This window comes from Pseudomonas sp. SMV71, assembly GCF_052042015.1.
Taxonomy (GTDB): domain Bacteria; phylum Pseudomonadota; class Gammaproteobacteria; order Pseudomonadales; family Pseudomonadaceae; genus Aquipseudomonas.
Map to the genome: position 1 here is coordinate 135,964 of NZ_JBKGGU010000006.1, position 20,991 is coordinate 156,954.

At 60.4% G+C, this 20,991-nt stretch carries 15 protein-coding genes and 1 pseudogene; 4 read left to right on the top strand and 12 right to left on the bottom strand.

Annotated features, from left to right (window positions below; all coding sequences use genetic code 11):
* Positions 1 to 9: 9 nt before the first annotated feature.
* Both ACLEJQ_RS07790 and ACLEJQ_RS07795 read right to left on the bottom strand, forming a co-directional pair.
* On the bottom strand, positions 10 to 903 hold the full coding sequence (locus tag ACLEJQ_RS07790; protein WP_440793716.1) for a glycine betaine ABC transporter substrate-binding protein: 894 nt from the start codon (positions 901 to 903) through the stop codon (positions 10 to 12).
* A gap of 24 nt (positions 904 to 927) precedes the next feature.
* A complete protein-coding gene (locus tag ACLEJQ_RS07795) occupies positions 928 to 1,617 on the bottom strand; it encodes an ABC transporter permease (RefSeq protein WP_440793957.1) in 690 nt (229 codons plus the stop codon).
* 357 nt (positions 1,618 to 1,974) lie between these two features.
* Between ACLEJQ_RS07795 and ACLEJQ_RS07800 the strand changes: the two genes are divergently transcribed.
* Together ACLEJQ_RS07800 and ACLEJQ_RS07805 are read left to right on the top strand one after the other, a co-directional pair.
* Positions 1,975 to 3,558, top strand: coding sequence for a peptide chain release factor 3 (locus ACLEJQ_RS07800; protein WP_440793718.1), 1,584 nt, complete (start codon positions 1,975 to 1,977; stop codon positions 3,556 to 3,558).
* Positions 3,559 to 4,480: 922 nt separating this feature from the next.
* Entirely contained in the window at positions 4,481 to 4,726 is a 246-nt protein-coding gene (locus tag ACLEJQ_RS07805) for a hypothetical protein (RefSeq protein ID WP_440793720.1), read from the top strand.
* 156 nt (positions 4,727 to 4,882) lie between these two features.
* Here the strand turns inward: ACLEJQ_RS07805 and ACLEJQ_RS07810 are convergent, their stop codons facing one another.
* From ACLEJQ_RS07810 to ACLEJQ_RS07850, 9 genes and pseudogenes are all read right to left on the bottom strand, one after another.
* Positions 4,883 to 5,863 carry a peptide ABC transporter ATP-binding protein gene (locus ACLEJQ_RS07810; RefSeq protein WP_440793722.1) on the bottom strand — a complete coding sequence of 327 codons (981 nt, stop codon included), beginning with the start codon at positions 5,861 to 5,863 and terminating at the stop codon, positions 4,883 to 4,885.
* Positions 5,863 to 6,831 (bottom strand): ABC transporter ATP-binding protein, encoded by a 969-nt coding sequence (locus ACLEJQ_RS07815; protein ID WP_440793724.1) that lies wholly within the window; start codon positions 6,829 to 6,831, stop codon positions 5,863 to 5,865. The genes ACLEJQ_RS07810 and ACLEJQ_RS07815 overlap by 1 nt, the downstream gene beginning before the upstream one ends.
* A gap of 10 nt (positions 6,832 to 6,841) precedes the next feature.
* Positions 6,842 to 7,753 (bottom strand): ABC transporter permease subunit, encoded by a 912-nt coding sequence (locus ACLEJQ_RS07820; RefSeq protein WP_440793726.1) that lies wholly within the window; start codon positions 7,751 to 7,753, stop codon positions 6,842 to 6,844.
* Between the two features lie 10 nt (positions 7,754 to 7,763).
* Complete coding sequence (locus ACLEJQ_RS07825) at positions 7,764 to 8,774, bottom strand: ABC transporter permease subunit (protein WP_440793728.1); 1,011 nt, start codon at positions 8,772 to 8,774, stop codon at positions 7,764 to 7,766.
* 74 nt (positions 8,775 to 8,848) lie between these two features.
* Entirely contained in the window at positions 8,849 to 10,444 is a 1,596-nt protein-coding gene (locus ACLEJQ_RS07830) for an ABC transporter substrate-binding protein (protein WP_440793730.1), read from the bottom strand.
* Between the two features lie 75 nt (positions 10,445 to 10,519).
* Complete coding sequence (locus ACLEJQ_RS07835; protein WP_440793732.1) at positions 10,520 to 11,935, bottom strand: OprD family porin; 1,416 nt, start codon at positions 11,933 to 11,935, stop codon at positions 10,520 to 10,522.
* A 168-nt stretch (positions 11,936 to 12,103) separates the two neighbouring features.
* On the bottom strand, positions 12,104 to 13,690 hold the full coding sequence (locus tag ACLEJQ_RS07840; RefSeq protein WP_440793734.1) for an ABC transporter substrate-binding protein: 1,587 nt from the start codon (positions 13,688 to 13,690) through the stop codon (positions 12,104 to 12,106).
* A gap of 302 nt (positions 13,691 to 13,992) precedes the next feature.
* On the bottom strand, positions 13,993 to 15,618 hold the full coding sequence (locus ACLEJQ_RS07845) for an ABC transporter substrate-binding protein (protein WP_440793736.1): 1,626 nt from the start codon (positions 15,616 to 15,618) through the stop codon (positions 13,993 to 13,995).
* Between the two features lie 256 nt (positions 15,619 to 15,874).
* Positions 15,875 to 17,475, bottom strand: a pseudogene (locus ACLEJQ_RS07850) (ABC transporter substrate-binding protein).
* 1,517 nt (positions 17,476 to 18,992) lie between these two features.
* Between ACLEJQ_RS07850 and ACLEJQ_RS07855 the strand changes: the two are divergent.
* Entirely contained in the window at positions 18,993 to 19,376 is a 384-nt protein-coding gene (locus ACLEJQ_RS07855; RefSeq protein ID WP_440793738.1) for a DUF6124 family protein, read from the top strand.
* 283 nt (positions 19,377 to 19,659) lie between these two features.
* A complete protein-coding gene (locus ACLEJQ_RS07860) occupies positions 19,660 to 19,905 on the top strand; it encodes a hypothetical protein (protein WP_440793740.1) in 246 nt (81 codons plus the stop codon).
* Positions 19,906 to 19,959: 54 nt separating this feature from the next.
* Here the strand turns inward: ACLEJQ_RS07860 and ACLEJQ_RS07865 are convergent, their stop codons facing one another.
* Positions 19,960 to 20,676, bottom strand: a complete 717-nt coding sequence (locus ACLEJQ_RS07865) for an SIMPL domain-containing protein (protein WP_440793742.1) — start codon at positions 20,674 to 20,676, stop codon at positions 19,960 to 19,962.
* Positions 20,677 to 20,991: the final 315 nt, after the last annotated feature.

A 20,991-nucleotide genomic window follows, 5' to 3' on the forward strand; every position in this document is an offset into this window, starting at 1 on the left:
TTTTCCTCTTCAGTTGATAGGCTGCTGGCGCAGGAAGTCGGCGGCAACGGTGGAAGGGCTTTCATGATCGACGTCCACGCGGGCGTTGAGCTGGCGCATGGTTTCGTCGTCGAACAACTCGGCCAGGGGCTTGAGTTGGTCGGCCAGTTGCGGGTGCTCGTCGAGGAACGCCTGGCGCACCACCGGTGCGGCGGTGTAGTCGGGGAAGTAATGCTTGTCATCTTCGAGCAACTTCAGCTTGAACGCGTTCAGCCGGCCATCGGTGGTGTACACCAGGCCGGCGAACACCTGGGCGTTGCGCAGGGCGGTGTAGACCAGCCCGGCGTCCATCTGCCGGATGTTCTTGCGCGTGAGGTTCAGGCCGTATTGCTCGACCAGGCCGGCCAGGCCGTCGGAGCGGTTGGCGAACTCGGTGTCCAGCGCCACCAGGTGGTTCTCGTCCGCCTCGGCCTGTAGCACGGCGTTCAACTGGCTGATGCTGTTGATCTGCGGATATTGGCGGGCGACCTTTTCCGGCAGGGCCAGGGCGTAGGTGTTGCTGAATCTCGACGGCGTCAGCCAGGCCAGGCCCTTTTTCGCATCGAGTTCCTTGACCCGCGCATAGGACTGGGCGCTGTCGAGTTTCTCGGTGACGTGGTTGTAGGCCACCAGCGACACGCCGGTGTACTCCCACAGCAGATCCAGTTGCCCGGTTTCGTGGGCGCTGCGGGCCAGGTTGCTGCCCAGGCCGCCGGTGATCTGCGCGTCGTAGCCTTTGCTGCGCAGGTATTGCGCGGTGATTTCCGCCAGCAGGGTCTGTTCGGTGAAGACCCGGGCTCCAAGGCGAATGACGGGTTTTTCAGCGGCTTGGGCGAATCCGGCCAGCAGCAGGACACAGCCCAGGATCAAGCTCAACTTCTTCATAACGATTCCTTATCCAGCCTGGCTTTATGAGGCGCGCAGACCGCGCTCCAGCCAGAGGCGGCTGGCCAGTGTCACCAAGCCGTCGAGCAGCAGCGCCAGCAGGGCGGTGCAGGCCGCGCCGAGCAGCAGCTGTGGCTGGTTGTTCAGGGCGATGCCGGGGAAGATCAGGCTGCCCAGGCTGTTGGCGCCAATCAGGAACGCCAGCGGGGCGGTGCCGACGTTGATCGCCAGGGCCACGCGCACGCCGCCGACGATGATCGGCACGGCGTTGGGCAACTCGACTTGCCACAGCACCTGGCGTGGGGTCATGCCGATACCGGTGGCGGCTTCCTTGAGCGAGCCCTGAACGTTCTTCAGGCCTTCGTAGGTGTTGCGCACGATGGGCAGCAGCGAGGCGAGGAACAGGGCGAAAATGGCCGGACCGCTGCCGATGCCCAGGAAGCCCAGGGCGATGGCCAGGACGGCCAGGGGCGGCACGGTGTTGCCGATGTTGAAGACTTGCATGAAGCGTTCGGCGCGCCCGACCATGCCGGGGCGGCTCAGGCCGATGCCGGCCGGGATGCCGACAATCAGGGCGGCGAGCATGGAGGCAAGGACCAACAGCAGGTGCGCTTGCAGGTAGAACAGCAGATCGTCGCGGTAACGTTGGATCGTCTCGATGCCGATCCAGTGGACCAACAGGGCCAGGAGCGCGACGACGACCGCACCTCCCATCAGCCCTTTGCCATAGCGGATAGCCACAGGCGGACTCCTTTGTCTTTCAGTCGGCGCACGCGATCCCGGGCGGCAAGCCATCACTGGTTGCCGGGAAAGCGTTCGCGAGAAGCAGCTCTTTTCACCACCGGAAACGGCAGATGATTCGAGCCATGAGCGCAGCCACGTCAGGCTAACTTGCTGATTTTTCAGTGCCTGACGCGAATCTGTATCAGGGGGGTGGACGTCTCTACGGACCAAAAGGTTCCCCTGTCGGGGCCGATCAGGCCACCCTGCAGGTGCTCAACGGTTCGGTTCCTGGCACAACTTGAGCTATAATCGCCGCCCTTTTTTGAATCACCAGCCAGGCGATTTCCCATGACCCAACAGGCCGCCGAAGTCGCGAAACGCCGCACTTTCGCCATTATTTCCCACCCCGATGCCGGTAAGACCACCATCACCGAGAAGCTTTTGCTGATGGGCAAGGCGATTGCCGTCGCCGGCACGGTGAAGTCGCGTAAATCCGACCGCCACGCCACGTCCGACTGGATGGAGATGGAAAAACAACGGGGTATTTCCATTACCACGTCGGTCATGCAGTTCCCGTATCGCGACCACATGATCAACCTGCTCGACACCCCGGGCCACGAAGACTTCTCCGAAGACACCTATCGCACCCTGACAGCCGTGGACTCGGCATTGATGGTCCTCGACGGCGGTAAGGGCGTCGAACCACGGACCATCGCGCTGATGGACGTCTGCCGCCTGCGGGACACCCCGATTGTCAGCTTCATCAACAAACTCGACCGGGACATCCGCGACCCGATCGAACTGCTCGACGAGATCGAAGCGGTGCTGAAGATCAAGGCGGCACCGATCACCTGGCCGATCGGTTGCTACCGCGATTTCAAGGGCGTCTACCACCTGGCCGACGACTACATCATCGTCTACACCGCCGGTCACGGGCATGAGCGCACCGAAACCAAGATCATCGAAAAACTCGACTCCCCCGAAGCCCGTGCGCATTTGGGGGACGAGTACGAGCGTTTCGTCGAACAACTGGAACTGGTGCAGGGTGCCTGCCATGAATTCAACCAACAGGAATTCATCGACGGCCAACTGACCCCGGTGTTCTTCGGTACCGCGTTGGGCAACTTTGGCGTCGACCATGTGCTTGACGCCGTGGTGGACTGGGCCCCGCGTCCGCTGCCCCGGGTTGCCAACGAGCGCACTGTGGAGCCGGTGGAAGAGAAGTTCTCAGGCTTCGTGTTCAAGATCCAGGCGAACATGGACCCCAAGCACCGCGACCGCATCGCCTTCATGCGCATCTGCTCCGGCAAGTACGAGAAAGGCATGAAGATGCGCCACGTGCGCACCGGCAAAGACGTGCGCATCGGCGACGCCCTGACGTTCTTCTCCTCCGAACGTGAGCAACTTGAAGAAGCGTTCGCCGGTGACATCATCGGCCTACACAACCACGGCACCATCCAGATCGGCGACACCTTCACCGAAGGCGAAACCCTGGGCTTCACCGGCATCCCGCACTTCGCCCCGGAACTGTTCCGCCGCGTACGCCTGAAAGACCCGCTCAAGTCCAAGCAACTGCGCCAGGGCTTGCAGCAACTGGCCGAAGAAGGCGCCACCCAGGTGTTCTTCCCGGAGCGCAGCAACGACATCATCCTCGGCGCCGTGGGTGTGCTGCAGTTCGACGTGGTCGCCAGCCGCTTGAAAGAGGAATACAAGGTCGAGTGTTCCTACGAGCCAATCACCGTGTACTCGGCCCGCTGGGTCGATTGCAGCGACAAGAAGAAGTTCGAGGAATTCTCCAACAAGGCCGTGGAAAACCTTGCCCTGGACGGCGGCGGCCACCTGACCTACCTGGCTCCGACCCGGGTCAACCTGGCATTGATGGAAGAACGCTGGCCGGATGTGAAATTCCGCGCGACGCGTGAGCATCACTAGACGCTGAGTTTGCAGCATCGAAAAACCCCGTTGTGAAAGCAGTGGGGTTTTTTGTTGCCCCTCGATTGGCCTCTCCCACAGTTGGACTTTGGTCCAGCCGGGAGAGATAAGTCGGCTGTGAGGCCGCCATCGCGAGCAAGCTTGCTCCCACATGAAATCTTCAGTGAACAAAAAATCTTGCTCCCGACGCAGATCCCGTGTGGGAGCGAGCCTGCTCGCGATGGCGTCGGGTCAGCAGTATTGATGCTGACTGAGGCACCGCAATCGCGAGCAGGCTCGCTCCCACAATGGATCGGGTTACAACCGTAAAGAATTGGTCGGCTGTCAGGCCGTCTTCGCGAGCAAGCCCGCTCCCACAGGATTCAGGTACAGCCGGAAAAGTCAGGTCGGCCGTTAGGCCGCCTCGCTTTTGCTTTGCTTTGGCTTCTGATCTTGAGCGCCCCATCAACCACAAGGGCCGAACGCAGGCATTGCGCAGTGGGCATCCCGGCATGGATGCCGGGATAGCCGCGCAGGGCCATGGATGGCCCATCGCGGCGGGCCCACGGAGCAATGCCGGAGTGAGGGAACACCGAGCGTAAGCGAGGTGCCCAGTGGTGGGGCAAAGCGCTTTTGGTTACTTTTGACGCCTTTCAAAAGTGACCCGCCGTAAAGGCGGAACCGTAAGAAGCCGTTACCGCAGCAATGGATATGTCCCGGTCAACAAAACCCACGCCAGGCCGCAATCGCGAGCAGGCCAGCTCCCACAGAAAATCACATTCCAGCCATAACCGTTCGAACTAACCCCTATTCGAAAGCGGTCTGTCAGCCAGGGGCATTCTGACTGGGGTTCTGCGTCCTACTCTTAGTGAGCCAGCCTGTTCAGGACTGTTTCCTGGACGCCGTCGGGCCGCGGCTTCATTCACATGAGAGGGAATCGCTTATGAACAGGTTTCTACGCGTCATGTTGTTGCTGAAAGTCGTGGTCATGCTGTCCCTGGGCTCTACGGCCGCATGGGCTGAATGCGAAGAGCATGAAAAGCACGCTTCGAGTGGGCAGGTCGCGCAGGAGGAACTGCTGCTGGCCGCCAATGAGCAGCAAGACCCCGGCGACCAGGATGATGACGATTCGACCATCGACCAGCAGGATCCTGACGACGGTGGCGATGAAGAAGAGAGCAAGTCCTGAGTTCTACACCGACCCCGTGGCGAGGGAGCTTGCTCCCGCTGGAGTGCGCAGCAGTCCCCCAAAAGGGCCGCTTCGCGACCCAGCGGGAGCAAGCTCCCTCGCCACAGGGTGGCGGTGTTGTCCTTGTGAACAACACTGCCCGTCTAACCAGGCTCCTTACGCCGCGCCGTCGAGGAACCGCTCGGCGTAGTGGCAGGCTACCAGCCGGTTATCCAGCGGACGCAGCGCCGGTTCTTCGGTCTTGCAGCGCTCGGTGGCGTATGGGCAGCGCTTGTGGAAGGCGCAGCCGGACGGTGGGTTGAGCGGGTTGGGCAGTTCGCCGACGATCTTGATCTTCGGCTTGTTCGGGTCCGGGTGGATGGTCGGCGTGGCCGACAGCAGCGCCTGGGTGTACGGGTGCAGCGGGCGGCTGTAGATCGACTCGTTGGGGCCCATTTCCACCGGGCGACCGAGGTACATCACCATCACGTCATCGGCGACGTGTTGCACCACCGCCAGGTTGTGGGAAATGAACACGTAGGCCGTGTTGAATTCCTGCTGCAAGTCCATGAACAGGTTCAGCACCTGGGCTTGGATCGACACGTCCAGCGCCGACGTCGGTTCGTCCGCCACCAGCACCTTGGGTTGCAGCATCATGGCGCGGGCCAGGGCGATGCGCTGGCGCTGGCCGCCGGAGAACATGTGCGGGTAGCGCTGGTAATGCTCGGGCCGCAAGCCCACCTGCTTCATCATCGCCTGGACTTTCTCGCGCCGTTCGGTGGCCGACAGGCTGGTGTTGATCAACAGCGGTTCGGCCAGTTGATCACCGATTTTCTGCCGTGGGTTGAGAGAGGCGTAAGGGCTCTGGAACACCATCTGCACGTCTTTGCGCAGTTGCTTGCGTTCGGCCTTGTTGGCACCGGCGACTTCCTGGCCGGCGATTTTCAAGGAACCGGAAGACGGTTCCTCGATCAGCGTCAGGGCCCGGGCCAGTGTGGATTTGCCGCAACCGGATTCACCCACCACGGCCAGGGTCTTGCCGGCCTCCAGTTCGAACGACACGCCATTGAGTGCGCGCACGGTCGCGTGGCCCTTGAACATGCCACGGGACACTTCGTAATGACGGGTCAGGTCACGGGCGGTAAGTACGACGGCCATCACGCCACCTCCTGGTTCAGCGGGTAGAAGCAGCGGGCGAGGCTGTTGGTTTTCGGATCAAGGGCAGGACGCTCTTGACGACAGTTATCGCGTACATACGGACAGCGCGGCGACAGCAGGCAACCCTGCGGACGGTCATAGCGCCCCGGCACGATGCCCGGCAACGTCGCCAGGCGTTCGGCGCCCATGCTGTGCTCCGGGATCGCCGCCAACAGTGCTTCGCTGTACGGGTGGGCCGGGATGTCGAACAGCTCGGGCACCTTACCCACTTCCACGGCTTGTCCTGCGTACATCACACACACGCGTTGGGCGGTTTCGGCCACCACGGCCAGGTCGTGGGTGATCAGCACCAGGCCCATGTTCTGTTCTTTTTGCAGAGCCAGCAGCAGGTCCATGATCTGCGCCTGGATGGTCACGTCCAGGGCGGTGGTCGGTTCGTCGGCGATCAGCAGTTTCGGCTCGCCGGCAATCGCCATGGCAATCGCCACGCGCTGGCTCATGCCGCCGGACAGTTGGTGAGGGTAGGCGTCCATGCGGCTGGCCGCGCCGGGGATCTCGACTTTCTCCAGCAATTCGATGGCGCGCTTGCGGGCCGCCTTGCCGGACATCTTCAGGTGCAGGCGCAGCACTTCTTCAATCTGGAAACCTACGGTGTAGCTGGGGTTGAGCGCGGTCATCGGGTCCTGGAAGACCATCGCCAGGTCCTTGCCGATGATTTGCCGGCGCTGGCGGGCGCTCAACTTGAGCATGTTGTTGCCGTCGAAGTTCAGCGCGTCGGCGGTGACAATGCCGGGGTGCTCGATCAGCCCCATCAGCGCCATCATGGTCACGGATTTACCCGAGCCCGATTCGCCGACGATGGCCAGCACTTCGCCTTTTTCCACGCTCAAGTCCAAGCCGTCGACCACTGGCACGGCCGTGGCGTCGCCGAAGCGGACGTTGAGATTCTTGATTTCTAGCAGTGACATGGGAATCTCCTCAGGCGGCATTCTTGAGTTTCGGGTCCAGCGCATCGCGCAGCCCGTCGCCCATCAGGTTGATTGCCAGCACGCTGAGCAAAATGGTCAGGCCAGGCAGGCTCACAACCCACCAGGCGCGTTCGATGTAGTCGCGGGCCGAGGCCAGCATGGTGCCCCATTCCGGGGTCGGCGGCTGGACGCCCAGGCCGAGGAAGCCCAGGGCGGCGGCATCGAGGATCGCCGAGGAAAAGCTCAAGGTCGCCTGTACGATCAGCGGCGCCATGCAGTTGGGCAGCACGGTGATGAACATCAGGCGCGGCAGGCCGGCACCGGCCAGACGGGCGGCGGTCACGTAGTCGCGGTTCAGTTCACCCATCACCGCGGCGCGGGTCAGGCGCACGTAGGACGGCAGCGACACGATGGCGATGGCGATCACGGTGTTGATCAGGCCTGGGCCGAGGATGGCGACGATCGCCACGGCCAGCAGCAACGAGGGCAGGGCCAGCATGATGTCCATCAGGCGCATGATGGTCGGGCCGAGGATGCGCGGGAAGAACCCGGCGAACAGCCCCAGCAGGATGCCCGGGATCAGCGACATCACCACCGATGACAAACCGATCAGCAGCGACAGGCGCGAACCCTGGATCAGCCGCGAGAGCAGGTCGCGGCCCAGTTCGTCGGTGCCCAGCAGGAACTGCATCTGGCCGCCTTCGAGCCAGGCCGGCGGGGTGAGCAGGAAGTCGCGATATTGCTCGCTCGGGTCATGAGGGGCGACCCACGGCGCGAAAATGGCGCAGAACACCACCAGGATCATGAACAGCAGCCCGGCCACGGCGCCCTTGTTACGGGAAAACGCTTGCCAGAATTCTTTGTACGGCGACGGATACAGCAGGCTTTGATCGACTGCTACCGAAGTAGTTGGAGTACTCATGGATTTGATCTCAGCGCTGGTGACGGATACGTGGGTTGGCAAAGCCGTAGAGGATGTCCACGACGAAGTTGACCAGAATCACCAGGCAGGCGATTAACAGGATGCCGTTTTGCACGACGGGATAATCCCGGGCGCCGATGGCTTCGATCAGCCACTTGCCGATACCCGGCCAGGAGAAGATCGTTTCGGTCAGGACCGCGCCTGCCAACAGCGTTCCGACTTGCAGGCCGACCACGGTCAGCACCGGAATCAGCGCGTTGCGCAGGCCGTGCACGAATACCACGCGGGTCGGCGACAGGCCTTTGGCCTTGGCGGTGCGGATGTAGTCTTCGCGCAACACTTCAAGCATCGAAGAACGGGTCATGCGGGCGATCACCGCCAGCGGGATGGTCCCCAGCACGATGGCCGGCAGGATCAGGTGGTGCAGGGCATCGAGGAAAGCCCCTGGCTCATCGGCCAGCAGGGTGTCAATCAACATGAAGCCGGTGCGCGGCTCGATGTCGTAGAGCAGGTCGATCCGGCCCGACACCGGGGTCCAGCCCAGGGACACCGAGAAGAACATGATCAGGATCAGGCCCCACCAGAAGATCGGCATCGAATAGCCCGCCAGGGAGACCCCCATCACCCCATGGTCGAACAGTGATCCTCGCTTGAGGGCCGCGATCACCCCGGCCAGCAGGCCCAGGATACCGGCGAACAACAGGGCGGCCATGGACAGTTCCAGGGTCGCGGGAAACAGAGAGCTGAATTCGGTCCATACGCTTTCACGGGTGCGCAGCGATTCGCCGAGATCACCGTGGGCCAGTTTGCCGACGTAGTCCAGGTACTGGGCATACAGCGGTTTGTTCAGGCCAAGGCGTTCCATTGCCTGAGCATGCATTTCGGGATCGACCCGACGTTCGCCCATCATCACTTCCACGGGGTCGCCGGGAATCATGCGAATCAACGCGAAGGTCAGCAAGGTGATGCCGAAGAACGTGGGGATCAACAATCCCAGTCGGCGGGCAATAAAACTAAACATCTTAAGGTGTACCTCATCAGCCGGTTAGGCGTGCCCGACCACCTTTGGATAAAGGTGGCCGGGCGTTTTCTTATCTACTTCACCTGGGTGGTGGCGAAGTTGTTGGTGGTGAGCGGGCTAATGGAGTAGCCCTCTACATTTTTGCGCATTGCCGTGAACATCCTAGTGTGGGCCATGGTGATCCACGGTTGGTCCTGGTTGAAAAGCACCTGGGCCTGTTCATAGAGCCTGGTGCGCTCCTCGGGGTTCACTGTGGCGCGGGCCTGGTCGATCAGCGCCTGGAATTTCTCGTTGCACCAGCGGGCGTAGTTTTCGCCGTTCTTGGCCGCTTCGCAACTGAGCAAAGGCGTCAGGAAGTTATCCGGGTCGCCGTTATCGCCTGCCCATCCGGCGGAAACCATGTCGTGTTCGCCGTTTTTCGCGCGCTTGAGCATTTCGCCCCATTCCATCACACGAATGTCGACCTTGATCCCGACTTTCGCCAGGTCGGCCTGCATCATCTGTGCGCCGAGCATCGGATTGGGGTTGGTCGGGCCGCCGCCGTTGCGGGTAAACAGGGTAAACACGGTGCCTTCCGGTACGCCGGCTTCCTTGAGCAACTGGCGGGCCTTGTCCAGGTCACGAGGTGGGTTCTTCAGCTCGTGGTTGAAGCCCAGCAGGGTCGGTGGGTACGGGTTGACCGCCACGGTGGCGTTGCCCTTGCCGAACAGCGCGTTGACGTAGGCTTCCTTGTCGAACGCGATGTCGATGGCTTTGCGCACCCGCACATCGCTCATGTACTTGTGCTGGGTGTTCATGGCGACGTAGGACACCGTCATCGCGTCCAGCTCGTCGACCTTCAGGTTGGCGTCTTTCTTGATGCTCGGGATGTCATCGGGCTTGGGGTACAGCGCGATCTGGCACTCGTTGGCCTTGAGCTTCTGCAGGCGCACGTTGTTGTCGGTGGCGATTGCCAATATCAGCGCATCAGCTGGTGGCTTGCCACGGAAATAGTCCGGGTTGGCCTTGAAACGCACCTGGGCGTCCTTGTTGTAGCGCTGGAAGACGAACGGCCCGGTGCCGACCGGCTTGCTGTTCAGGTCTCCGGCCTTGTTGGCCTTGAGCAACTGATCGGCATATTCGGCCGGGTAAATCGAGGAGAACGCCATGGCGATATCGGCCAGGAACGGCGCTTCGCGGCGGGTCAGGGTGAACTTGACCGTGTGTTCGTCGACTTTCTCGACGCTTTTTAGCAGCTCTTTGAAGCCCATGCTTTCAAAGTAGGGGAAGCCCACGCTCGACAGTTTGTGCCACGGATGATTGGGGGCCAGCTGGCGCTGGAAGCTCCAGACCACGTCGTCGGCGTTCATGTCGCGGGTCGGCTTGAAGTATTCGGTAGTGTGGAACTTGACGCCTTTGCGCAGGTGGAACGTGTAGGTCAGGCCATCGTCGCTGATGTCCCAGGATTCGGCCAGGGCCGGAATCACTTCGGTGGTGCCGGGCTTGAAATCGGCCAGGCGGTTGAAGATGGTTTCTGCCACGGCATCGGCAGTGACTGCAGTCGTGTACTGGACCATGTCGAAGCCTTCCGGGCTGGCTTCTGTGCACACCACCAGGGGTTTGGCGCTGGCGCCAACGGCGACACTCAGCAGCGCCGCGGCAATGGCTGCGCGTAGGGGGATCATGTTCATCGTCAATCCTCTGCAATCGTCTGAATGGCAAAAGCCGAACGGTCGACCTTGTGAGTCGACCGTCCGGTGGAAGGTTTAGAGAATGTTGAACGGAATGGTGGTTACCAGGCGGAATTCGTTGAGGCTGCCGTCGGCCTGGTTTTCGCTGGCGCGGTGTGCGGTGTAGGTCGCGCGGATCGCGGTGGCTTTGAGCGGGCCGCTCTGCACGGCATAGGATGCGCCAATGCCGTATTCGTAGTGGTGCTCGCCGTCCATCGCCCTTACGTCGCTGTAACCGGTGCTGTTGTAGTGAGTACCGTCGATACCCCAGCCACGCGCCTGGTAGATGTTGAATTTCAGGCCTGGTACGCCGTATTCAGCCATGTTCAGGCCGTAGGCGATCTGGAAGGATTTCTCGTTCGGGCCGTTGAAGTCCGACAGCAGGGAGTTGGCCAGGTAGATGCCGTTGGTTTCGTGCAGGTAGTCGAAGTACTCGTTGCCGTTCACTTCCTGGTACGAGAAGGTCAGGCTGTGGGCCTGGTGGGTCAGGCCGAACGACAGGGAGTAGGTGTCGTTGTCGATCTCGCCCAGCTTGCTTTTGCCCGAGTCCACGGTCTTGTAGTAGTTCAGGCCGGTGGTCAGGCTCAGTACCGAGCTGTCGCCCAGTTCATGAGTGGCGCCGAAGTAGTACTGGTTCCACATGTCTTCGGCCTGGGTTGCCCAGAGGCTGGTTTTCAGGCTGGCCAGTGGCTGGTAGGTGATCCCGGCGGTGTTGACGTGATCGGTTTCAACGCTGCTGTCGCCGTATTCGGAACGGAACTTGCGCAGGCTCTCTTCAGTACGTGGCGAGTTGCGGTCGAAGGTGGCGATGTCGAAGCCCAGGTTTTCGAACTCTTCGCTGTGCAGGCTGACGCCCTGGAAGCTGGAAGGCAGGGCACGGTTGCCGATGACATCGACCATCGGGCTGCTGAAGTTCTGACGGCCGGCGGTCAGGGTGGTGTTCGACACGCGCGCCTTGACGTTCGCCAGGCCCAGTTTGCTCCACTGGCCGACGGCGTCGCCGCCTTCGCGGGTCAGGGTGCGGTTGTTGCCGGCACCCGGACGGGTGGTCGGGGCGCCGCCGTTGTTGGACGCCAGGTCCTTGCGGTCCTGGTCCAGGGCGATGGCGTTGTAGGCCGCCACTTCGGTGCTGAAACCGACAGTGCCTTCGGTGAAGCCCGAGTTGTACTTGACGATGGTGCCTTGCACCCAGTTGATACGACGGTCGGTCTCGCGTGCTTCACCGTTTTTACGGTAGGTCAGCTTCGCGCCGCGCTTGAATTGCTCGTTGGCGTACCAGTTACGGGTCGACCCGGTTACCGATTGGCCATCGATGAAACCTTTGGCTTCGCTTTGCTCGCTGGTGGTCTTGAGGGTCACCGGGGTGACGGCCTGGCTCTGGGATTCTGCAAAGGCCGTCGCGGTGATGCTGCTGATGGCCAAGGCCAGGATCGCGGTGCTGCTCAACTTCATGGGTAACGCTCCTTTTCTTTCTTTTTTAATGCCGGTCTTTTTTGGTGATACGGCTATCGGTTTTACAACTCATCACAACCGCAAACGTTTGCATGGCGCCTGATCGGTGAATTCAGGCAAGACGTCTGCGTGAGAGCCCCTGAGGGCTCTCGCTGTAGGGCTAATCGGTTATGGGTTCAGGCTGACGCCCGAGAACACGTTGCGACCGAAGGGGCTGACTTTGAACCCTTCGACTTTGGCACTCAGCGGCTGGTTGACCGTGGAGTGGGCAACAGGGGTGATCGGCACTTGCTGCTTGAGCAACTGCTGGGCCTGTTTGTAGAGCACGGTGCGCTGGTCACGGTCGGTGACGACCTTGGCCTGCTTGATCAACTTGTCGTAATCCTGATCACACCACATCGAGTAGTTGTTACCGCCAATGGCATCACAGCTGTACAGCGTGCCCAGCCAGTTGTCCGGGTCGCCGTTGTCGCCGGTCCAGCCGATCAGGCTGATGTCGTGCTCGCCGTTTTTGGTGCGCTTGATGTACTCGCCCCATTCGTAGCTGACGATATTCACTTTCAAGCCGATCTTTGCCCAGTCGGCCTGGAGCATCTCGGCCATCAGCTTGGCGTTGGGGTTGTACGGGCGCTGAACGGGCATGGCCCAGAGTGTAATCTCGGTGCCTTCCTTGACGCCGGCGGCCTTGAGCAGCTCCCTGGCTTTTTCCGGGTTGTAGGCGGTGTCCTTGATGGTGTCGTCATAGGACCACTGGGTCGGTGGCATGGCGTTGACCGCCAGTTGCCCTGCGCCCTGGTACACGGCATTGAGAATGCCCTGCTTGTTCACCGCCATGTCCAGCGCCCGTCGCACTTCGACCTGGTCGAATGGCTTGTGGCGGGTGTTGTAGGCAATGTAGCCGAGGTTGAAGCCGGGCTTCTCGATCAGTTGCAGCTTGGGGTCGCTCTTGAGCGCCGGCACATCGGCCGGGCGCGGGTGCAGAGTGATCTGGCATTCGTTGGCCTTGAGCTTCTGCACCCGGACCGAGGCATCGGTGTTGATGGAGAAGATCAGATTCTTGAGCTTGACCCGTTCCGGCGCCCAGTACTGAGTATTGGCGACGTAGCGGATGTTGGAATCTTTCTGGTAACTCTTGAACTCGAACGGCCCGGTGCCGATCGGTTTCTGGTTGATGTCGCTCGGCTTGCCGCTCTTGAGCAACTGGTCGGCGTATTCGGCCGAAAGGATCGCGGCAAAACTCATGGCAATGTTCTGGATAAACGCGGCGTCGACACTGTTGAGGGTCATGACCACGGTCAGCGGTCCGGTCTTTTCCACCTTGGCAATGTTCTTGTTCAGGCTCATGCCGTTGAAGTACGGGAACTCGGTGGGGTAGGCCTTGCGGAACGGATGCTGCGGGTCAAGCATGCGATTGAAGGTGAACAACACATCGTCGGCGTTGAAGTCACGGGTCGGCTTGAAGTAATCGGTGGTATGGAACTTCACCCCTTCGCGCAGGTGAAAGGTGTACGTCAGGCCGTCTTCGGAAATATCCCAGCTTGTCGCCAGGCCTGGGACCACATTGGTCGCGCCCTTTTCGAACTCGGCCAGGCGGTTATACAGCGGTTCGGCGGCATCGTTGTCGGTGGCCGTGGTGTATTGCGCGGTATCGAAACCGGCGGGGCTGCCTTCGGAACAGAACACCAGGCTGCCTTCAGCGGCCTGGGCCAGTGACGTAGCGGCCAGCAATGCGGAAAAAACCAAGGTGTGACGCATGACGTTCCCTCTCTCATTCGGGGTGTTTTAACAGTGCGCCGGTGTCCTTCCGGGGACAGGTCGGGGCGCTGAGCTCAATCCAATGCGTTGCGATGCCGCAAGGCCAGCAAGTTGTCCAGGTCCCGACGGTAGGAGCCGCGGGCCAGGCAGTAAATGCGTAAAGCCTGAAAGACTTGTGGGAAAAGGCGATACGTCCGAAACCAACTGCTGTGGTCCGCAGTGCTTTTGGATGTAGGCGATTTCCCGGGTCTTGGCATGAAGCAACGGTGGCGAGGGAGCAGGCTCCCTCACCAGCGTTCGCTTTAGTTGCTGACGCTGACGCCGTAGAAGGAGTTCAAGCCGAACGGGCTGATCTTGAAGTCCTGCACGTTGGCGCGCATGGGTTGATATACCGTCGAGTGAGCGATAGGTGTCATCGGCACCGCGTCCTTGAGGACGTGTTGTGCCTGTTTGTAGAGTTCAGTGCGTTTGGCCTGGTCGGTGGTGCGCTTGGCTTCCTTGACCAGACCATCGAACTTCTTGTCACACCATTTGGAGAAGTTGTTGCCACTCAGGGAGTCGCAACCGAACAGCACGTTGAGCCAGTTGTCCGGGTCACCGTTGTCACCGCTCCAGCCGATGATCATGGCTTGGTTTTCACCGCCTTTGGAACGCTTGATGTACTCGCCCCACTCGTAGCTGACGATGTTTACGTTCAGGCCGATTTTCTTCCAGTCGGACTGGAGCATCTCAGCCATCAGCTTGGCGTTCGGGTTGTACGGACGCTGGACCGGCATCGCCCACAGGGTGATGTTGGTGCCTTCCTTGACGCCGGCTTCCTTGAGCAGCTCCTTGGCTTTCTCAGGGTCGTACTTGGCGTCCTTGATGGTGGTGTCATAGGACCATTGGGTCGGTGGCATGGCGTTGACGGCCAGCTGGCCGGCGCCCTGGTAAACCGAGTCGATGATCTGCGGCTTGTTGACCGCCATGTCCAGCGCCTGGCGGACCTTCAGGTTGGCGAGCACGTTCGGCTCGTTGCTGCCCTTGATCTTGTCCATCACGTTGTAGGCGATGTAGCCCAGGTTGAAGCCGGCCTGGTCAGGCATCTTCAGGGCCTTGTCGTCCTTCAGCGCCTTGAGGTCGGCGGGACGCGGGAACAGGGTGACCTGGCACTCGTTCTTCTTCAGCTTCTGGATACGCACCGACGGGTCGGTGGTGATGGCGAAGATCAGGTTGTCGATCTTCACGTCGGAAGGGTTCCAGTAGTCCTTGTTCCCGGTGTAGCGGATGTTGGAGTCTTTCTGGTAGCTCTTGAACACGAACGGGCCAGTGCCGACAGGCTTCTGGTTGATGTCCGGAGCCTTGCCGTCCTTGAGCAGTTGGGCTGCGTACTCGGCGGACTGGATCGAGGCGAAGCTCATGGCCATGTTCTGGATGAACGCGGCGTCAACGTCCTTGAGGGTGAACTTGACGGTGTGGTCGTCGACTTTCTCGATCTTGGTGATGTTGGTGTCCATCCCCATGTCGGTGAAGTACGGGAATTCGGTCGGGTACGCCTTACGGAACGGGTCGTCCTTGTTGATCATGCGATTGAAGGTGAACAGCACGTCGTCGGCGTTGAACTCACGAGTCGGCTTGAAGTACGGGGTGGTGTGGAACTTGACACCTTCACGCAGGTGGAAGGTGTAGCTCAGGCCGTCTTCGGAAATGTCCCATTTGGTCGCCAGACCAGGAATCACGGCGGTGCCGCCACGCTCGAACTGGGTCAGGCGGTTGAACATGGTTTCTGCAGAGGCGTCGAAGTCGGTTCCGGTGGTGTATTGACCTGGGTCGAAACCGGCCGGGCTCCCTTCGGAGCAGAACACCAGGTTAGTCGCGGCTTGGGCGAAGGGTGCGCTGGCTAATAGGCTCGCGCCGACTAAAAACGGAATGACCGCGTGTTTAAGCATGTTGGCCTCATGATTTGTTGTCATTTTTGGATTTTGAGGGCGACCTCGTGAGTCGTCCTGCGGATACTTATGCAGGCCCCATACCCAATGCAAGATCCAGAGCGGTCGCAAGTCTGAAACAGTGGCACGAACGTACCTTAATGTCGCATCTGTATAACTTCTGACGCAGTTGACCGTTTGCGAGTGTTTTTTTGGGGCGTCGAGCGCCCCTTTCGGGTGCGCTTCGGACCTTCTGCGCACCCGAAAGGGGCAGGTGTTACTTCGTCAAACCCACGCCGTAGAAGGGTGTGAGGCCAAACGGGCTGAGTTTGAAATCCACCACTTTCCTGTTTATCGGTTGGAAGACCGTGGAGTTGGCAATGGGTGTGATCGGCACCTGGTGCTTGAGGATTTTCTGCGCCTGTTGGTACAGGTCGACGCGTTGCTGGCGGTCAGTCGAGACCTTGGCCTGCTGGATGAGGCGGTCATATGCCGGGTCGCACCACTTGGCGTAGTTGCTGCCCTTGATCGCCGCACAGCTATAAAGCACACCCAGCCAGTTGTCCGGGTCGCCGTTATCACCGGTCCAGCCGTAAATCATTGCGTCATGTTCGCCATTTTTTGCGCGCTTGATGTATTCGCCCCATTCATAGCTGACGATATTGGCTTTGATGCCGATCTTGGCCCAATCCTGCTGGATCATCTGCGCAGACATTCGCGCGTTGGGGTTGGAAGCGCGCTGCACCGTCATCGCCCATAAATTGATGGTGGTACCCGGCGCAACCCCGGCTTCCTTGAGTAGCGCCTTGGCCTTGGTCACGTCATGGGGGGCGTCCTTGATGCTCGGGTCGAACGACCATTGCGCCGGTGGCAAAGCGTTCTGCGCCAGTTGCCCGGCGCTCTGGTACACGGCTTTGATGATTGCCGGCTTATCAATCGCCATATCCAGCGCCTGGCGGACCTTGAGTTGGTCCAGCGGCGGGTGCGTCACGTTGTAGGCCAGAAAGCCCAGGTTGAAACCCGGTTGCCTGAGCACTTGCAGGTTCGGGTCTTGCTCGATGACTTCAATGTCAGCCGGACGCGGGTAGCCGCTGACCTGACATTCGCCGCGCTTGAGCTTTTGCAGGCGCACGGCGGCGTCCGGGGTGATGGAGAAAATCAGGTTGTCGAGCTTCACGTCCTCGGGTTTCCAGTACGCGGTATTGGCGGCGTAGCGGATCTGCGAGTCCTTCTGGTAGCGCTTGAACACGAACGCCCGGTGCCGACGGGTTTCTGGTTCAGTTCGCCGGCCTTGCCTTCTTTTAATAACTGTCCGGCGTATTCGGCGGACTGCACCGAGGCGAAACTCATCGCCAGGTTCTGCACGAACGCGGCGTCGACAGTGTTCAGATGGAAACGCACCGTGTGCTCGTCGACTTTCTCCAGGCTCTTGATGGTGGTGTTCAGGCCCATGTCGGTGAAGTACGGCGACTCGGTGGGGTAGGCCTGGCGGAACGGGTGTTGCGGGTCGAGCAGTCGCTGGAAGGTGAACAGCACGTCGTCGGCGTTGAAGTCGCGACTGGGGGTGAAATAGTCGGTGGTGTGGAATTTCAAGCCTTCACGCAGGTGAAAGGTGTAGACCAGGCCGTCGGCGGACACCTCCCAACTCGTCGCCAACCCCGGCTCGACCTCGGTGCCGCCGCGCTTGAATTGGGTGAGGCGGTTGAAGACGGTTTCGGCCGACGCGTCGAAATCGGTGCCGCTGGTGTATTGGCTGGGGTCGAACCCGGCGGGGCTGGCTTCGGAGCAGTAGACCAGGGTGGTGGCGGCCTGGGCCATGGGGGCGCTGGTGATCAGGGCGATGGTGAGTAGGAGTGGCTTGAGGGTGTTCCGGTCCATGAGATCCCTTGGTGGTGACGATTTTCTTGAGGGTAGCGGTTGGGGCGGAGGTGGGGAAATAGCCAAAGGTGTGGGGGACTGGTGGGTTTGGGTATAGGCCTGGGATTTGGGCGGTACGCCGCTTCTATTGTGGGAGTGAGCTTGCTCGCGATGGCGGTTTCATTGCCGACTTGTTTTTGCGGTTGTACTCCGACCCATTGTGGGAGCGAGCCTGCTCGCGATGGCGGTTTGGCGGGCTGCGTGGTTTTTGACCGAATACATATCCGTTGCTGCGGTAACGGCTTCTTAAGGTTCCGCCTTTACGGCGGGTCACTTTTGGAAGAGCGCCAAAAGTAACCAAAAGCGCTTTGCCCCACCACTGGGCACCTCGCTTACGCTCGGCGTCCCCTCACTCCGGCATTGCTCCGTGGGCCCGCCGCGATGGGCCATCCATGGCCCTGCGCGGCTAACCCGGCATCCATGCCGGGTTGCCCACTACGCAATGCCTGCGTTCGGCCCTTGTGGTTAACGGGGCGCCTAAGATCAAAAGCCAAAGCAAAAGCCAGAGCAAAAGCCAGAGCAAAAGCCAGAGCGAGGCGGTCTGACGGTCGGCCTGGCTTTTCCGGCTGTACCTGAATCTTGTGGGAGCGGGCTTGCTCGCGAAGACGGCCTGACAACCGACCAATCCTTTGCGGTTGTAACCCGATCCATTGTGGGAGCGAGCCTGCTCGCGATGGCGGCCTGACAGCCGACCAATTCCCTGCGGTTGTAACCCGATCCATTGTGGGAGCGAGCTTGCTCGCGATGGCGGCCTGACAGCCGACCAATCCTCTGCGGTTGTAACCCGATCCATTGTGGGAGCGGGCTTGCTCGCGAAGACGGCCTGACAGCCGACCAATCCTTTGCGGTTGTGACCCGATCCATTGTGGGAGCGAGCCTGCTCGCGATGGCGGCCTGACAGCCGACCAATCCTTTGCGGTTGTAACCCGATCCATTGTGGGAGCGAGCCTGCTCGCGATGGCGGTCTGATAGTCGGCCCGAGTTTAAAGGGTGCTCGACGATTGAGTGTATCGGGGATTTGTAGAGGGGCGGATCCTCAAGGACTTCTCTGCGAAGTGTCCGGTTCGGGTCTGCTTCGCAGCCCAGCGGGAGCAAGCTCCCTCGCCACGGGTTGAGGTGTGTCTGGGTGAGTAGGGATCACTTTGGGATGTCGGACGGATCGCCTGGCCTACAACGAAACGTCCCACGAGTTTTTAAGGTTGTCCGTCGGAAGTGAGGTCTCTAACCTTTTGCTTGTCGCTGCCTAATCAGCGACCGGGCGTGAGAAACCCGATTAATAGGCATACAGCGTTCAGACCTGCATAATCGCCGTCAGCTTATCCGCTGCCGGTAGATGCGTTATGGCGGCTGTGTGCGGGCAGACCTCGGTCTGGCCGAGTACCTATTCTCGGATTTCTCACCCCTGCACATAGCTGCCACCACTTTGCCGAGTGAGAAACGGCGAGTGATGGCCTTCATCACTCAATAGGTACAAGCAAATGGATAAGTTAGTCCCCGATCCACCCTTCAACAAAACCACCCCCCTTTCCGGCTTCGACGCCATTGAAGACCTCCTAAAAGACCGCGCCGCCGCCGAGCGTGCCTTGGACCATTACCTCAATCCAAAGCCCCCGCAAGAGCCTCCTTCCGACTCGCGCATCGACAGTCTGTTCTCGGTCACCGCCAAGGCGGACACCGACACGCTGCTGACCAGCACCTCCGAAACGTTGGCCTCGGTCAAGGCCATGGCCGAGGACCTGGCGTTTGATGTGGAGGGCACGCGCCGTAGTGTGGCGTTGGGAATTCAGCAGTTGGTGGAGTTGTGCCAGTTGCTGGTGGACAAGGCGCTGGATCAGCTTGAGGCGCCGGCGACCCAGGGTTAAGCGGGCACCGTCCCGTGGCGAGGGAGCTTGCTCCCGCTGGGCTGCGCAGCAGACCCCGAGACAGCAACTCAATCCACCGGCATATCGGAATGTCATGGATGGGGTTGCTTCGCAACCCAGCGGGAGCAAGCTCCCTCGCCACAGGAGATGTCTTTCACTGTGCACCCATCCACCTGACAGTTCTGACAGTAGATATTTGAGGGCGTGGTTATAAGGTGGCTAGAGGCGCGCTTCTTGGGAGTAGCGATGCCCCCATAACCTGACCCTACGGAGAGGTGTGACGATGGCCGCTAAAGAGATCCGCATTTCAATCGAAGACCTTGATCGCGACAGCAGCCCCGAGGTGCTGTTCGAGTTCTATACCGGCAAGGAGCTGGATTTTTCGACGTCTGTTTCTTCTTCGAGGAAGGACGGAAAGTACGACAAGGTGGATGTGAAAGGTGACGCCGACAATGATGGCGATTTCGATGCGCAGGATGAGGAGTTGTTCATCAACCTCGCCCGGTCCGCCGTGGCATTGTTGAAGTAACCCGCGATCCGGCGGATCAATTGACGCAATGGCAATTGATCCGCCAATGCCTCTTTATTGCATCGATACTTCAATCGACCCATCGGCGGTCATGATCACTTTGCTGGTTCCGGCTTCAACGTCCGGCGTGACCGATTCAGCATCCATGGCACCGCTTTTCATCATCATCGGTGCGCGCATGTAAGGCTGCGGGTAGCCGTTGGTGTTCAAGTTCAGGTTGACGATTTTGTAACCCTTGCCGCCCAGGGCCTCGGTGGCCAGTTGAGCGCGGGCCTTGAAGGCGTTGACCGCGTCTTTGAGCAGGGCGTCTTCGCTGGTCTGGCGGGTGGTGGTGGAGATGGCGAAGTCCATGCCGCCCATCTTCATATCATTGAGCAATTCGCCGGTGAGCTTGGACAGCGCAGCGAAGTCGGCACTTTCCAGGCGCAGTTCGGCGCGTTCGCGCCAGCCGGTGATTTTCTGACCTTTGCCATCGTAGATCGGGTAGCTGTTGCGGCTGCCCTGGCGCAGGGTGATGTCCTTGACTTGCTTGGCTTGGCCGATGGCTTTGTTCAGCGTGGTGCTGACGGCCGCGGCGAGTTTGGCCGGGTCCGTGTTTTGTTCCTCGGTGTAGAGGGTGACGATCATCAGGTCGCGGGCCACTTCCTGGCTGACTTCGGCGCGCAGGGAAATCTGGTTGTAGTGAAGCTCATCGGCGGCCAGGGCCGGCAGGCTGGCAACAGTGCCGAGGCTCAGGGCGAGGAGGGCAGCGGGGCGACTGAACGTGTACATGAAAACTCCTTGGGATGAGGCGCAGGGGTGAGGTCCGGGCCTGCGTGAACGATAAGACTCTAGCGTTTGCCATCCGGTTCGCACAGTTACAACTTCTATACAGATACAGAAAGGCACGGAGCAACCTGTGGCGAGGGAGCTTGCTCCCGCTCGACTGCGTAGCAGTCGCAACTGGCCTGATGGGGGGAGAATTGAACGGGCCTGGTACGCAGGCCGGCGGGAGCAAGCTCCCTCGCCACAGGGATGTACAAGATTTCAGAGGCTGTGGCGCTTTGCCGCATATCTGCCTGTGTTGCCCACGCCTTGGTTATACTC